We start from the raw sequence: 13,811 nt of genomic DNA on the forward strand, positions 1-13,811 counted from the left end.
GGACACGGCCTCGACGTACGGGGTGCCCCTATTCGGGGACCTCGACCCGGATCATGAGCGCCTTGCCCTCGGCGGTGACCTGGCCGTGGGCGCGGATGCGACCGGCGACGTAGACCTTGCGGCCCTCGGTCCGCTCCACCCAGGAGGTGATCTCCAACGGGGTGAACAGCGGGGTGGGGCGACGGTAGTCGATCTCCAGTCTGGCGGTCAGTCCGGGGCTGGTCTCCACCGAGGAGACACTGCCGACGGCCTGGTCGAGCATGGCCGCGATCCACCCGCCGTGGACCAGGCCGGGAGGCCCCTGGTAGATGGTGTTGAGGGTGACCTCGGCCCGCATCCCCTCGGGGGTGCGCATGAGGGCGAGTCGAGGCGCGGCCGGGTTGGTGTCGCCGGCGACGATGTTGGTGATGGTGCCGATCTCGGTGGTGCCGTCGCCGAGGTCGCGGGTGACCATGGTGCCCACCTGGCGGCGGTCGACGTCGAGGCGGTCGGTGAGCCCTCGGACGGTGGCGGCGGCCTCGGCCAGGGTCTCGGTGTCGGCCCGGGTGTTGCCGACGGCGTCGATGAGGTCGTGGACGCTGGAGACCAGGGAGTGCAGCTCGGCGGGGAGGGAACCGCCCTCGACCAGGGGAAGGCCGAAGGCCCGGGGGTCGGGCGTCTCGGTGGTCGGTTGCGTGTTGACCGTCATGTGTTCCTCGTCGGGTCGGGATTCGTCGTCGCCGGCCCGTACCGTGGTCCGGCCCACGTCAAAACCGAATCGTACTCGGTCGTATTCCGGTGGACGCGAGAGGCGATATGCGCCCCCCGTCACACATCACGGAGACGGGGGACACATTCGGGAGGATCCGCTCAGGTCAGAGCGTGTTCCATGTGCCGGTGCGGGATGTTCGCGTCGAGGAACTCCTCACCGTGGGCGGTGTACCCCAGCCGCTCGTAGAAGCCCAGCGCGTGGGTCTGCGCGTGCAGCTCCACCCGCTCCAGCCCCAGCTCACGCCCCAGGTCCTCGGCGGCGCGCACCAGCGCCGCTCCGATCCCGCGACCCCGCCCCTCGGGCAGCACCGCCATGCGCCCCAGGAGCCCCACGCCCCCGCCCTGGTCCACCAGGCGGACCGTACCGACCGGGACCCCCTCGTCCAAGGCCAGGAGGAAGGCGGCGGTGGCGTCGCGCTCGTCCCACTCCTCATCGATGGGCACCTTCTGCTCGGCGACGAACACCGCTCCCCGGATGACGAAGACGGCCGCGCGGTCCTTCTCGTCGTGGACACGGCGGATCTGTGGCTTGCTCATCAGCGCAGACTAACGGACACCTTCGCTCCGCCTCTAACCTGGGTGTATGGGCATGCCCGACGAAGTCCACCCCACCGTCGAGGACCCGCGTGTGGAACGCGCGCGGTACTGGCGGTTCTCCGGGCTGCCCGGCACCGAGCTGCTCACGGCGCGCTTCGTCACCACCTCCTTCACCCGGCACACCCATCCCACGTACACGATCGGGATGATCACCGGTGGGATCGAGGAGTACTCCCATCCCGGAGGCCGCTCCCGGGTCGGTCCGGGCGGGCTGGCGGTGGTCGGCCCCGGCGAGGTGCACACCGGGCACGCAGGGATCCCGGAGGGGTGGGGCTACCGGGTCTTCTATCCGGCCCGCGAGGTGGTCGAGGGGGTCGGGCGCGAGCTCGGGATGCGCGGGACCCCCGGTTTCCGCGAGTCCGGAATCGACGCCCCCGAGGTCTCCCGGGTCCTGGTGGCCGCGCATATGGCCGCCGAGCGGGGGGAACGCCTGACCTCCTCCGCCCTGCTCCGGCGTGGGCTGGCGATGCTGTTGCGCTCCCATGGGCGGGAACCGGTCGGGAACGTCGTCGAACCCACCGCCCGGCCCGAGGTGGAGCTGGCCCGCGAGCTGCTGACCGGGGCTCTGACCGATCCGCCGTCCCTGGAGGAGCTGGCCGCCCGGGTGGGTCTGGGGCCCTTCGCTCTCAACCGGGCCTTCCGTTCCCGCTACGGGCTTCCGCCGCACGCGTACCTGAACCAGCTGCGGGTGGACCGGGCCCGGACCCTGCTGGCCGCGGGCCGACCGGTGGGCGAGGTCGCCTCGGAGGTCGGGTTCGCCGACCAGCCCCACCTGACCCGCCACTTCCGCCGCCATCTGGGGGTGCCTCCCGGCGCCTACCAACGGGCCCTCCTGTCCCCCTGAGACGGACCACCGCCTCTCCGCCGGCCCCGAGGCGGCAAGAACGTTCAAGACGGAACGCCCGGACCCGCCTAACGTGGGCGAACGTGATGTTCTTGTCTCGACTACGTTCCCCGGCCGTCCGGGACAGCCTGGGTATCGGTATCGCCGTGGGCGCCGCCGGCCTGGCCTTCGGTACGGCCGCCGTCGCCGCGGGGCTCTCCCCCGCGCAATCCGTGTTCCTGAGCGCGTTCATGTTCACCGGGGCCTCCCAGTTCGCCCTGGTCGGGGTGATCGCGGGGGGCGGAAGCCTCGTCGCGGGCGCCTTGGGCGCACTGCTCCTGGGCGCCCGCAACACCCTGTACGGGCTACGACTGACCGACGTCCTCGGCTGGAGGGGGTTCCGGCGCGCCGCGGCCGCCCACGGGGTGATCGACGAGACCACCGCCGTGACCCTGGCCCAACCGGACCGGCGGTCCGCCCGGACCGCCTTCCTGACGACCTACGTCGTGTTGGGGGTCTTCTGGGTGCTCTTCACCCTGGTGGGGGCTCTGGCCACGGAACGGGTGAGCGACATCGACGCGTTCGGCCTGGACGCGGTGGGGCCCGCGATCTTCCTGGGGCTCCTGTGGCCGCGGCTCCGTGACGGAGACGGCCGTACCCGCCTGATCGCGTTGGTGGGCGCGGGCGTGGCCCTGGCGACCACCCCTCTGCTGCCGCCCGGGGTCCCCGTGCTGCTGGCCGCCTCCGCCGCCGCCATCGCGCTGATCGGCACCGGAGGGCGGACGAGGCCCTCCTCCGAGAGCCGCTCCGAGGAGGTGGGGGCATGAGCCTGTGGATCGCCCTGATCGCCACCGCCGCCGGATGCTATCTGCTCAAGTACGCGGGGATGGCCGCCCCTCGACGCCTGCTGGACCACCCCTGGGTCCAGAGGTTCGCGGTCGCGGTCCCCGTCGCCCTGCTCGCGGCCCTGATCGCGGTGGAGGCCCTGCGGGGAGAGGGACAGGCGTTGGCCTGGGACACCGCCCGCATGGCCGGGGTGGGCGCGGCCGTGCTCGCCCTCGCCCTGCGGGCGCCCTTCCTGGTCGTGGTCGTCGTGGCGGCCGCCACGACAGCCGCGATGCGCGCCTTCGGGCTCTGAGCCGAGGGATCCGGGTGACTTGTGGCGGCTTGTCCACAGGCCTTTTGTTCCGGCCTTGACCGGCCTCGGGAGGCCTGCGAGAGTCGGCCGCATGTCACCCGGGACACGCTCGTCCCGGTACGCCTTGAGAGGACCTTGCGACGATGGAAGGACCCGCCTCCATGGCCACTGCCGCACAACGGCCCCAACCCCCCACCGACACCGCCGCCCACGCGGCGGTGGAGGTCCTGGCCGCGGCCGGGATCCAACGCTGCTACACCGTCCCCGGGGAGAGCTTCCTCGAACTGTCCGACGCCATCGACCGACACCCCGGGATGCGGTTGATCTCCACCCGGCACGAGGGCGGCGCCGCCTTCATGGCCGAGGCCGACGCCAAACTCACCGGGGTCCCCGCCGTCGCCGCGGCCACCCGAGGTCCGGGCGCGTCCAACCTGGCGGTGGGGGTGCACACCGCCATGCAGGACTCCACCCCCATGATCGTCTTCCTCGGCCAGGCCGAGACCGAACGGCTGGGTCGCGAGGCCTTCCAGGAGGTGGACCTGACCGCCTTCTACGCGCCCATCACCAAGTGGTCCACCACGGTCCACCGGGCGGACCGGCTGGCCGAGATCACGGCCCGGGCGATCAGGATCGCCACCACCGGCCGCCCCGGCCCGGTGGCGATCGCGGTACCGGGAGACCTGTTCGGGCAACGGGTGGGCGAGGTGCCGACCCCCCGTCCGATGTCCCCACCGCGCCCGCCCCTCTCGGAGGAGGACCGCGACCGGCTGGCCTCCTGGCTGACCCGGGCCGTACGACCGGTGATCATCGCCGGCGGCGGGGCCCGGGCCGCGCGCGAGGACCTGGTGCGGGTGGCCGAACGCTACAGCGCCGGCGTCTACGCGGCCTGGCGCCGCCAGGACGTGTTCCCCAACGACCATCCGCTGTACCTGGGCCACCTCGGTCTGGGGGCGCCCAGCGCGGTCCTGGGGGCGTTGGCCGACGCCGACGCGGTCCTGGTGGTGGGCTGTCGGATGAGCGAGACCACCACCCAGGGGTACCGGCTCCCCGAGTCCGACGGGCGCACCCGGGTGGCCCAGATCGACATCGACCCGGAACAGGTGGGCGCCACCAAGGACGTGTGGGCGGGTGCCGTGGCCGACGCCGGGGAGGCGCTGCGTTCACTGGCCCTGGCCCCGGGCCGGCCGCTCTACCGGGATTGGAGCGCGGCCCGAAGGCTGTGGATCGAGAGCTCGGCGGTGCCCTCCGACGTCGAGCTCCACCGGGGCTCGCGTATGCACCCGTGGGCGGTGATCGCCGGTATGCGGGACGCCCTTCCGGAGGACACCCTCATCACCAACGACGCCGGTAACTTCGCCTCCTTCCTCCACCGGGGCTGGTGGTATCGGCACGCGAACACCCAGCTCGCGCCGACCAGCGGCGCCATGGGCTACGCGGTGCCGGCCGCGATCGCCGCCAAACTCGCCGCGCCGGAACGCACGGTGGTGGCGGTGGCCGGCGACGGCGGCGCGTTGATGACCGGTCAGGAACTGGAGACGGCGGTCCGTACGGGGGCGGCCGTGACCGTGGTGGTGTTCCAGAACGGTCTGTACGGGACCATCGCCATGCACCAGGCCCGTCGGCTCGGACGGATCGCCGGAACCGAGATCGGCGGCCCGTTGGACCTGGCCGGCTACGCCCGGGCGTTGGGAGCGCGGGGCGCCACCGTGCACACCCGGGAGGAGCTGGAGAAGGCCCTGTCCGAGGCGGTCACCGCGGAGCTGCCGACCCTGGTGGACGTGCGCACCGATCCGGAGGTGATCAGTCCGACCGCGACCATGTCGGATCTGTTGGGCGAGGTCTGAGGCCCGCCCCGGCCGGCAGGGTCACTCGTCCTCTCCCACCGCGGCCTCGCGCAGGGCGCGGACGACGGCGCGGATGGCGGGTCGCCGCGATGCGTCGGTGCGCCAGAAGACGTAGACCTGCCGGACCAGGGCGGGTTGGACCGGGATCATCCTCACCCCTTCGGGCAGGGGTCCCCTTCCCATGCGCGGCATGACGGCGGCGCCGATCCCGGCCGCGATCAGCGCCAGTTTGGTCTGGTGTTCCTCGACGTTGTGCACGATCCGGGGTTCGCCGCCGCGCCGTCGGATCATGTCGTGCAGCCAGTCGTCGCAGATGGAGCCGCGCGACCAGCTGATCCACGGAAGGTCGAGGATCTCGTCGAGTTGGAGGAGTTCGCTGTGGGCCAGCGGGTGGTCGGCGGGTAGGGCGATATCGCTGACGTCGTCGGTGATGGGGGCCCGCGACATGCCTTCGGGCAGGGGCATCGGGGCCCCGTCCCAATCCACGACCAGGGCCATGTCGGCCTCTCCCCGCATCATGGAGGGCAGGATCTCGTGGGGCTCCTCCTCGCTCAGTTCCACGTGCAGCCCGGGGTGTTCCTCGCGTAGCGCGAGCAGGGCCCGTGGGAGCAGCCCGCGGATGGCGGTGGGGATCGCCGACAGGCGCAGGTGACCGGTGACGTCGTCGCGGTGGGCCTCCAGGTCGGCCTCGGCCTGGTGGACCAGCGAGAGGATCCGGGAGGCGTGGTCGACGAGGAGTTCGGCGGCGGCGGTCAGTCGCACCCCGCGGCCGTTGCGTTCGACGAGGGGTTGGCCGACCTCGCGTTCGAGTTTGGCGAGTTGTTGGGAGACGGCCGAGTTGGTGACGTGGAGGGCCTGGGAGGCCGCGCTGAGGGAACCGTGGACGGCGATGGCGTGCAGGACCCGGAGCCGGTCGACACTGAGCATGTAAGAGATACTAACTTCTGAGTTTAGAAGAATGAAGTAGACCTAAGAATAAGTACGGGATAGAAACATCCCATGGCCACCTCTTCCACCGGGCTCGCCCACTCGCTGTCGGGCTGGCGCGCCAAGTTCGCCGTCCTCGCCCTGGTCTGGGGCATGAGCTTCGTCCTGATCCGTGTCGGCGCCGAGGTGTTGACCCCCGTCCAGCTCTCCCTGGGACGCATGCTGACCGGGGCCCTGCCCCTGCTCGCGGTCCTGCTCCTACGCGGAGGCCGCCTGCCCACCTCTCCCCGGCTGTGGGGTCACCTGTTCGTGGCCGCCCTGCTGCTCAACACGATCCCCTTCACCCTGTTCGGTTACGCAGGGCAGCTCATACCGTCGGCCCTGATGGGGATCGTCAACGCCTCGACCCCGCTGTTCGGAGTGGTGTTCTCGATCCTGCTGCTGTCCGACGAACGCCCCGACCGCGACCGCCTGCTGGGGCTGGCCATCGGCTTCCTCGGCGTGCTCACCGTCTTCGGGGTGTGGAACTCCCTGGAGGTCTCGGTGATGGAGGATCGCGACTCCCTGATCGGCATGCTCCTGGTGGTGGGGGCCACCGCCTGCTATGGAATCGGCACCCCCTACCTGCGCCGGTTCGTCGCGGGCACCTCGCACGGGGCCCTGGAGCTGAGCGCCCTCCAACTGCTGCTCGGCTCGGTACCCCTGCTCCTGATCGCCCCCTGGGCGGGCGGGATCCCCACCGACCTGACCTGGAGGGCGGCCTTGGCCGTGGCGACGTTGGGCGTCCTCGGGACCGGTTTCGCCTACGTCCTCCAGTACGGCATCGTGCGTGCCGCGGGGGCGACGGTGGCGACCACGGTCACCTACGTGGTGCCGGTGGTGGCGATCGGCGCCGGGATCGTGCTCATGGGCGAGACCCTGAGCTGGAATCAGCCGTTGGGCGCCCTCGTGATCATCCTGGGCGCGGCCCTGTGCCAGGGGCTCCTGCGTTCACCCCGCGCGACCCGCGCCGGAACACGCTCCCCGGACCACGACGCCCGCCCACGACCGACGGCCACCGCCCCGGAGACACCCGAGACCCCCGTGGGCACGCGGGGCCCCGGCACGACCCCCCGTCCCTGAGTCTCAGGGACGGGGACACGAGATCGCCCGCGCCCCGCGAGAGAACGCGGGACACGGGCGATCGGGCCTCGTACGCGGGCTACTCCTCGCGGAGCCGCTCCACGGCCTCGGCCAGGTCGTCGGGGTAGGGGCTGGAGAACTCCACCGGCCGGTGCTCGGTCGGGTGGTCGAAGCCCAGCCGGACCGCGTGCAGCCACTGACGCCGCACACCCAGCCGCTCGGCCAGGGTGGGGTCGGCGCCGTAGAGCATGTCCCCCACACAGGGGTGGCGCAGCGCCGCCATGTGCACCCGGATCTGGTGGGTACGCCCCGTCTCCAGCTTGATCTCCAACAGGGTGGCGGCCCGGAAGGCCTCCTCCGTGTCGTAGTGGGTGATCGAGGGGCGTCCGCCCGCGACCACGGCCCATCGACCGTCACCGGCGGGGTGCCGACCGATCGGGGCGTCCACCGTGCCCCGGAACGGGTCCGGGTGTCCCTGGACGAGCGTGTGGTAGCGCTTGTCCACGGTGCGCTCCTTGAACGCCCGCTTGAGCACGCTGTAGGCGGTCTCGCTCTTGGCGACCACCATCAGGCCGGTCGTGTTGGCGTCCAACCGGTGCACGATGCCCTGGCGTTCCGCCGCGCCGCTGGTCGCCAGCTGCACACCGGAGGCCAACAGCCCCTCCAGGACGCTGGGACCGGTCCAACCGACGGTGGGGTGGGCCACCACGCCGATCGGCTTGTCGACCACGATGATGTCGGCGTCCTCGTGCACGATGGTCATGCCTGGGACGGGTTCGGCACGCGGGACCGGAGCGGTGGGCGGCGGCGGAAGGGTGACCTCCAGCCAGGCCCCCGCCTGGACACGGTCGGACTTGCCCGCCTCGGTCCCGTCCAGCAGGACGTTCCCGTCACCGATGAGTTCGGCGGCCCGGGTCCGGGACAGGCCGAACATCCGCGCGATCGCGGAGTCGAGCCGGTCGCCCTCCAGACCGTCCGGTACCGGCAGGCTCCTGGTGTCGCTCATGTGTTCTTCCGTCCCTCGCCGTCGTCCTCACCGGTGGTCGCCTCGGTCTTGTCGTCCGAGGCCAGGGTCCCGTCGAGGTCGACCCCCCTGAAGGTCAGGAAGACCACCAGGCAGGCCCCGACCACCACGCAGGAGTCGGCGAGGTTGAACACCGGCCAGTTGGGCAGCCGGATGAAATCGACGACGGCCCCGTGGAAGGGTTCCGGTTCACGGAAGAAACGGTCGATGAGGTTGCCGGCCGCACCGCCCATCATCAATCCGAGCGTGATCCCCCACCACACGCTGCGCACCCGGAGACCGATGTAGGCGATCCCGAGGACCACGAGGGTGGCCACGATGGTGAACACCCACGTGTACTCGGTGCCCATCGAGAAGGCGGCACCGGTGTTGAACACCAGGGTGAACTGTAGGAAACTCCCGATCACGTCGACGCTCTCGCCCTGGCGGAAGGTCGCCAGGGCCCATTCCTTGGTGGCGAAGTCGACGGCGATCGCGGCGACCGCCACCAGCAGCAGGAGTAGGTACCTGCGCGGGCGGGCGCTCTTCTCGTCGGTCGTGGCCATGTTGCCGTCCCCGGAGGGCTCCATCTCGGTCAGCGACGCTCCTCGCGCTGTTTGCATGTGACGCACAGGGTGGCCCTGGGAAAGGCCTGGAGACGCGCCTTGCCGATGGCCTGGCCACATGACTCACAGGCCCCGTAGGTCCCCGCGTCCATCCGTTCGATCGCCCGTTCGCTCATGGCGAGCAGGTCACGAGTATTGTAGGCCAACGCCAGATCGTGTTCGCGTTGGAAGGCCTTGGCGCCGACGTCCGCGGGGTCGTCCCCCGCCCCTTCGACCGGGTCGGTGAGCCGCTCGGCGACCTCGTCCTCGTTCTCCCTGAGCTCGGCCTTGCGGACCTCGATCTCGATCTCCAGCAGACCTCTGACCTCGGCGAGCTCCTCGGGGGTCCACGGGCTCTCCCCCGCCCGGACCGGTAGCCTCGCCGCCTGGGTGACCTTCATCGCACTCCCCTTTCGGGTGGCCCACGGATCCCCCGCACCCCTGACCGGACCACGAGGGCGCGCCCCCTACGCGTTGCCGTGGGCGATGATGCCGCGAAGCCTAGGCAATGAACCGGTTCAAGGCAACGATCCCGGCCGCCGGATCGGACGGTGGTAGAGCGCGGTCGGCCGCACGATCGTGCCGCCGAACATCCCCCGATCGACGACGGTGCCGGTGTCCTCCCACCCCTGCGCCTCGTAGAAACGGCGGGCTCGGGTATTGGCGGACAGCACCCACAGCACCGCCCGGTCCTCGGGGCATCCGTCCATCGCCGAGTGCACGGCGGCGACCAGTCTCTGATTGACCCCACTGCCCCACACCGAGGGCAGTGAGTAGAAGGCGCCCAGGTCCACGACCCGGGTCCCCTCCCCCTCCGTCCCCCGGGGAGCGTCCGTCGTCTCGAAGCCGGCGAAGGCCACGACCCCGTCCCGTTCCTGCGCCACGAGGACGCCGTCCCCGCCCCTACCCTCACGGAGACGGGCCTTCCACATCCGGGTGAGCCGTTCGGGGTCGAGACCGTCCAGGAGCTCGTCGGGGATGATCCCCCGGTAGGCCGCCTGCCAGGAACGGACGTGGACCTCGGCGATGGACGGTGCGTCGTCGGGCCGTGCCTCACGGATCGTCATGCCCACCATCATCGTCCCGAGGTACCCGCCCGACCAGGGCCCTAGGGCCCGATGGCCCCATATCGGTCACTCGGCGACGGCGAAGCCCCCGTAGTCCTCGGCCAGGAGGGACAGGTGCGGTTCGTCGAAGACGGCGGGGCCTCCGTGCGGACCGGTCGACACCTCGATCACCCAGTCGACGTCCTCGGCGTCGTCCTCCCCCGCGAGCATGTCCCGATGCACCGCGCAGGGCTCGTAACCCTGTTCCAGGAGCTGTTCGGCCAACTCGTCCGCGTCCTCGCGGTCGGGCAGGGTCACCAGTACCGTCCCCCGTGTACGCTCCACCATCACCGCGCCCCTTCCTGTACGGTTCAGCGGCCTACCTCGCCGTACTGCGTTATCCTGAACCCGTGTCGATGGGGACGAGTAGCGTTGGCCCCGACCGGGCGGACACAGCCTATGAGGGGCTGGACCGGCCAAGCGACCCGGGGACGGTGTGAGCCCGGGGGTACGACCAGCGCGAAGATCACCCCGGAGCGGCCGGAGGAACAGGCGCCCGTCCCGAGAAATCGTGGATCCGCCCCAGTAGAACCGGCGTTGACCCAATGAAGCGGGACCCGCCGCCGAACCGCCCAGCGGTCACGGCCGCGGCTCCAAGGAGGGTGGTACCGCGGGGCCCAGGCCTCGTCCCTCCGTCAGGAACATCCCTGATGGAGAAAGGTACGACGGTGACCGACGACCCCCGGCCCGAATCCCGCGCGCTGCCCCAACTGCCCGCTCAGATCGACCTGCCCGCGATGGAGCGCGAGATCCTCGGCCGCTGGTCGAAGGAGAACGTCTTCCAGCGCTCCCTGGACCAGACCCGCGGCAACGAGAACTGGGTCTTCTACGAGGGCCCGCCCACCGCGAACGGACAGCCCGGCGTGCACCACGTCGAGGCCCGCGCGTTCAAGGACGTCTTCCCGCGTTTTCGTACGATGCGCGGTTACCACGTCGACCGCAAGGCCGGCTGGGACTGCCACGGCCTGCCCGTCGAGGTGGCCGTGGAGAAGGAACTCGGTCTGAGCGGCAAGAAGGACATCGAGGCCTTCGGCATCGCCGAGTTCAACGACCGTTGCCGTGAGTCCGTCCTGCGCAACGTGGACGCCTTCACCGCCATGACCGAGCGCATGGGCTACTGGGTGAACATGGAGGACGCCTACCGCACGATGGACCCGCGGTACGTGGAGTCCGTCTGGTGGGCCCTGAAGCGGATCTGGGAGAAGGACCTGCTGGTCCGCGACTACCGGATCAGCCCCTACTGCCCGCGCTGTGGCACCACGCTCTCCGACCACGAGCTGGCCCAGGGGTACGAGACCGTCACCGACCCCTCCGTCTACGTGCGGTTCCCGGTGACCTCCGGCCCGGCGGCCGCCCCCGAGCACCCGACCTCCCTGCTGGTGTGGACCACCACCCCGTGGACCCTGGTCTCCAACACCGCCGTGGCCGTGCACCCCGACGTCGAGTACGTGGTGGCCACCGACGGCGATGAGCGTCTCATCGTCGCCGCGCCCCTGTTCGAGCAGGTGCTCGGCGAGGGCTGGGAGCTCACCGGCGAACGCTACGAGGGCGACGAGATGGAGCGTTGGACCTACCAGCGCCCCTTCGACCTCGTCCCCTTCGACGAACCGGCGCACTTCGTGGTCCTCGCCGACTACGTCACCGTCGAGGACGGTACCGGTCTGGTGCACCAGTCGCCGGCCTTCGGTGCCGACGACATGACGGTCTGCCGCGCCTACGGTCTGCCCGTGGTCAACCCGGTCCGCGCCGACGGCACCTTCGAGGAGGACCTCCCCCTGGTGGGCGGGGTGTTCTTCAAGGAGGCCGACAAGACGCTGGTCCGCGACCTCAAGGACCGCGGTCTGCTCTTCCGTCACCTGAACTACGAGCACTCCTACCCGCACTGCTGGCGCTGCCACACGGCGCTGCTCTACTACGCCGTGCCGTCCTGGTACATCCGCACCACCCGGATCAAGGACGAGCTGCTCGCCCAGAACGAGGTCACCAACTGGGTGCCGGAGAACGTCAAGGAGGGTCGCTTCGGCGAGTGGCTGCGCGGCAACGTCGACTGGGCCCTGTCCCGTAACCGTTACTGGGGTACCCCGCTCCCGATCTGGGAGTTCCCCGATGGCCGCCGGATCTGTGTGGGCTCCCTGGCCGAGCTGAGCGAGCTCAGCGGCCAGGACCTGTCCTCGCTGGACCCGCACCGTCCCTACGTCGACGACATCGTCATCCCCGACCCGGACGCCGACCCCTCCCTGCCCGAGGAGCAGCGGGTCGCCCGTCGTGTCCCCGAGGTGATCGACGCCTGGTTCGACTCGGGTTCGATGCCCTTCGCGCAGTGGGGCGCCCCGCACGTCGACGAGGAGACCTTCAAGGCCAACTTCCCGGCCCAGTACATCTCCGAGGCCATCGACCAGACCCGCGGCTGGTTCTACTCGCTGCTGGCGGTCAGCACCCTGGTGTTCGGTCGTAACTCCTACGAGAACGTGGTCGTCCTGGGCCACATCCTCGCCGAGGACGGCCGCAAGATGAGCAAGCACCTGGGCAACGTCATGGAGCCCATCCCGGTGATGGACCGCCACGGCGCCGACGCCCTGCGCTGGTTCATGCTGGCCTCCGGATCGCCCTGGACCGCCCGCCGGGTCGGTCACGCGGCTCTGGAGGAGATCGTCCGCAAGGTGCTGCTGACCTACTACAGCACCACCTCGTTCTTCACTCTGTACGCCAACGCCGGTTCCGGTTGGGACCACTCGCTGCTGGCCCAGGCCCCCGCTCCCCAGGACCGTCCGATGCTGGACCGGTGGCTGCTCTCGGAGCTCAACGAGGTCGTCCGCGACGTCACCAAGGCGATGGAGGAGTTCGACACCACCGGCGCGGGGCGTCGTCTGACCGCGTTCGTCGACGACATCTCCAACTGGTACGTGCGACGTTCCCGCCGCCGGTTCTGGCGCGGGGCCCAGAGCCCCGAGGGCGCCGCCGCCTTCGCGACGCTGTTCGAGGCGCTGGAGACCGTCACCCTGCTCATGGCCCCGGTCGTGCCGTTCCTGACCGACCACGTGTGGTCGGCGCTGCGCCGCCCCGAGGCCGCCGACTCGGTCCACCTGGCCTCCTGGCCCCGGGTGAACGAGGACCTGATCGACCCCGCGCTGTCCGAGCAGATGGCGCTGGCCCGTCGTCTGGTGGAGCTGGGCCGTTCGGCCCGCGTCGACTCGGCGCTGCGCACCCGTCAGCCGCTGGCCCGCGCCCTGGTCGGGGCCCCCGGCTTCGCCGACCTGCCGGAGCAGCTGCGCGACCAGGTGTCCGACGAGCTCAACGTGGCCGGTCTGGACTCCCTGTCCTCGGTCGGCGGCGACCTCGTGGACTACGTCGTCAAGCCGAACTTCCGAGCGTTGGGCAAGCGATTCGCCAAGCGCACGCCGCTGGTGGCCAAGGCCGTTCAGAGCGCGGACCCGGCCGCCCTGGTCGAGCGGGTGCGCGCCACCGGCTGGGCTCAGGTGACGGTCGAGGGCGAGTCGGTGGACGTGAGCGCCGACGAGATCCTGGTGACCGAGCAGCCCCGTGAGGGCTGGGCGGTGGCCTCCGAGTCCGGAGAGACCGTCGCGCTGGACCTGGAGCTGACCCCGGAGCTGCGCCGCGCGGGTCTGGCCCGGGAGATGGTCCGGATGCTCCAGGAGGCCCGCAAGAACAGCGGCCTGGAGGTCTCCGACCGGATCCACGTGTGGTGGGCCACCGAGGACGAGACCGTCCGGCTGACGCTGGAGGAGCACGCGCGGACCATCGCCGGTGAGGTGCTGGCCGACAGCTTCGTGGCGGGCGCGGGAGAGGACACCCCGCACTCGACCCGGTCCGAGGAGTTCGGTGTGACCTTCACCTTCCGCAAGGCCTGATACGACGACGAAGGGCGCCGTCTCCCG

The 13,811-nt window shown here is 70.8% G+C and carries 14 protein-coding genes; 6 read left to right on the forward strand and 8 right to left on the reverse strand.

All coding sequences use genetic code 11. The features are described from left to right. Nucleotides 1–28 precede the first annotated feature (28 nt). Together D451_RS0108230 and D451_RS0108235 are read right to left on the reverse strand one after the other, a co-directional pair. Nucleotides 29–688 carry a PaaI family thioesterase gene (locus tag D451_RS0108230; RefSeq protein ID WP_026124917.1) on the reverse strand — a complete coding sequence of 220 codons (660 nt, stop codon included), beginning with the start codon at nucleotides 686–688 and terminating at the stop codon, nucleotides 29–31. Nucleotides 689–849: 161 nt separating this feature from the next. Next, nucleotides 850–1,287 carry a GNAT family N-acetyltransferase gene (locus D451_RS0108235; RefSeq protein ID WP_017534078.1) on the reverse strand — a complete coding sequence of 146 codons (438 nt, stop codon included), beginning with the start codon at nucleotides 1,285–1,287 and terminating at the stop codon, nucleotides 850–852. 52 nt (nucleotides 1,288–1,339) lie between these two features. On the opposite strand from D451_RS0108235, the gene D451_RS0108240 reads away from it, so the two are divergent. The 4 genes from D451_RS0108240 to D451_RS0108255 all read left to right on the forward strand — a co-directional run bounded on the left by D451_RS0108240 (nucleotide 1,340) and on the right by D451_RS0108255 (nucleotide 5,152). Next, nucleotides 1,340–2,191: a helix-turn-helix domain-containing protein gene (locus tag D451_RS0108240; RefSeq protein WP_017534079.1), complete on the forward strand. Its 852-nt coding sequence runs from the start codon at nucleotides 1,340–1,342 to the stop codon at nucleotides 2,189–2,191. A gap of 86 nt (nucleotides 2,192–2,277) precedes the next feature. Continuing rightward, nucleotides 2,278–2,997 (forward strand): AzlC family ABC transporter permease, encoded by a 720-nt coding sequence (locus tag D451_RS0108245; protein ID WP_187294601.1) that lies wholly within the window; start codon nucleotides 2,278–2,280, stop codon nucleotides 2,995–2,997. Beyond that, nucleotides 2,994–3,308 carry an AzlD domain-containing protein gene (locus D451_RS0108250; protein ID WP_026124919.1) on the forward strand — a complete coding sequence of 105 codons (315 nt, stop codon included), beginning with the start codon at nucleotides 2,994–2,996 and terminating at the stop codon, nucleotides 3,306–3,308. The genes D451_RS0108245 and D451_RS0108250 overlap by 4 nt, the downstream gene beginning before the upstream one ends. Before the next feature lie 161 nt (nucleotides 3,309–3,469). Further along, nucleotides 3,470–5,152, forward strand: coding sequence for a thiamine pyrophosphate-dependent enzyme (locus D451_RS0108255; protein ID WP_014911869.1), 1,683 nt, complete (start codon nucleotides 3,470–3,472; stop codon nucleotides 5,150–5,152). A gap of 21 nt (nucleotides 5,153–5,173) precedes the next feature. Here the strand turns inward: D451_RS0108255 and D451_RS0108260 are convergent, their stop codons facing one another. Further along, entirely contained in the window at nucleotides 5,174–6,079 is a 906-nt protein-coding gene (locus tag D451_RS0108260; protein ID WP_014912176.1) for a LysR family transcriptional regulator, read from the reverse strand. A gap of 72 nt (nucleotides 6,080–6,151) precedes the next feature. Here D451_RS0108260 and D451_RS0108265 point away from each other — a divergent pair, with 72 nt between their 5' ends. Then, nucleotides 6,152–7,201: a DMT family transporter gene (locus tag D451_RS0108265; RefSeq protein ID WP_014912204.1), complete on the forward strand. Its 1,050-nt coding sequence runs from the start codon at nucleotides 6,152–6,154 to the stop codon at nucleotides 7,199–7,201. A 79-nt stretch (nucleotides 7,202–7,280) separates the two neighbouring features. Here the strand turns inward: D451_RS0108265 and D451_RS0108270 are convergent, their stop codons facing one another. From D451_RS0108270 to D451_RS0108290, 5 genes are all read right to left on the reverse strand, one after another. Then, a complete protein-coding gene (locus D451_RS0108270) occupies nucleotides 7,281–8,207 on the reverse strand; it encodes an RluA family pseudouridine synthase (RefSeq protein ID WP_014910717.1) in 927 nt (308 codons plus the stop codon). After that, on the reverse strand, nucleotides 8,204–8,770 hold the full coding sequence (lspA, locus tag D451_RS0108275) for a signal peptidase II (protein ID WP_193789605.1): 567 nt from the start codon (nucleotides 8,768–8,770) through the stop codon (nucleotides 8,204–8,206). The genes D451_RS0108270 and lspA overlap by 4 nt, the downstream gene beginning before the upstream one ends. Nucleotides 8,771–8,799: 29 nt before the next feature. Continuing rightward, a complete protein-coding gene (locus D451_RS0108280) occupies nucleotides 8,800–9,210 on the reverse strand; it encodes a TraR/DksA family transcriptional regulator (protein ID WP_014912766.1) in 411 nt (136 codons plus the stop codon). A gap of 117 nt (nucleotides 9,211–9,327) precedes the next feature. Then, a complete protein-coding gene (locus D451_RS0108285) occupies nucleotides 9,328–9,876 on the reverse strand; it encodes a GNAT family N-acetyltransferase (RefSeq protein WP_036567918.1) in 549 nt (182 codons plus the stop codon). 66 nt (nucleotides 9,877–9,942) lie between these two features. Continuing rightward, nucleotides 9,943–10,203, reverse strand: a complete 261-nt coding sequence (locus D451_RS0108290; protein WP_026124920.1) for a divalent-cation tolerance protein CutA — start codon at nucleotides 10,201–10,203, stop codon at nucleotides 9,943–9,945. A gap of 380 nt (nucleotides 10,204–10,583) precedes the next feature. Between D451_RS0108290 and ileS the strand changes: the two genes are divergently transcribed. Then, a complete protein-coding gene (gene ileS, locus D451_RS0108295) occupies nucleotides 10,584–13,784 on the forward strand; it encodes an isoleucine--tRNA ligase (RefSeq protein ID WP_017534082.1) in 3,201 nt (1,066 codons plus the stop codon). Nucleotides 13,785–13,811: the final 27 nt, after the last annotated feature.

It is taken from the genome of Nocardiopsis alba DSM 43377 (assembly GCF_000341225.1).
GTDB classification, from domain to species: domain Bacteria; phylum Actinomycetota; class Actinomycetes; order Streptosporangiales; family Streptosporangiaceae; genus Nocardiopsis; species Nocardiopsis alba.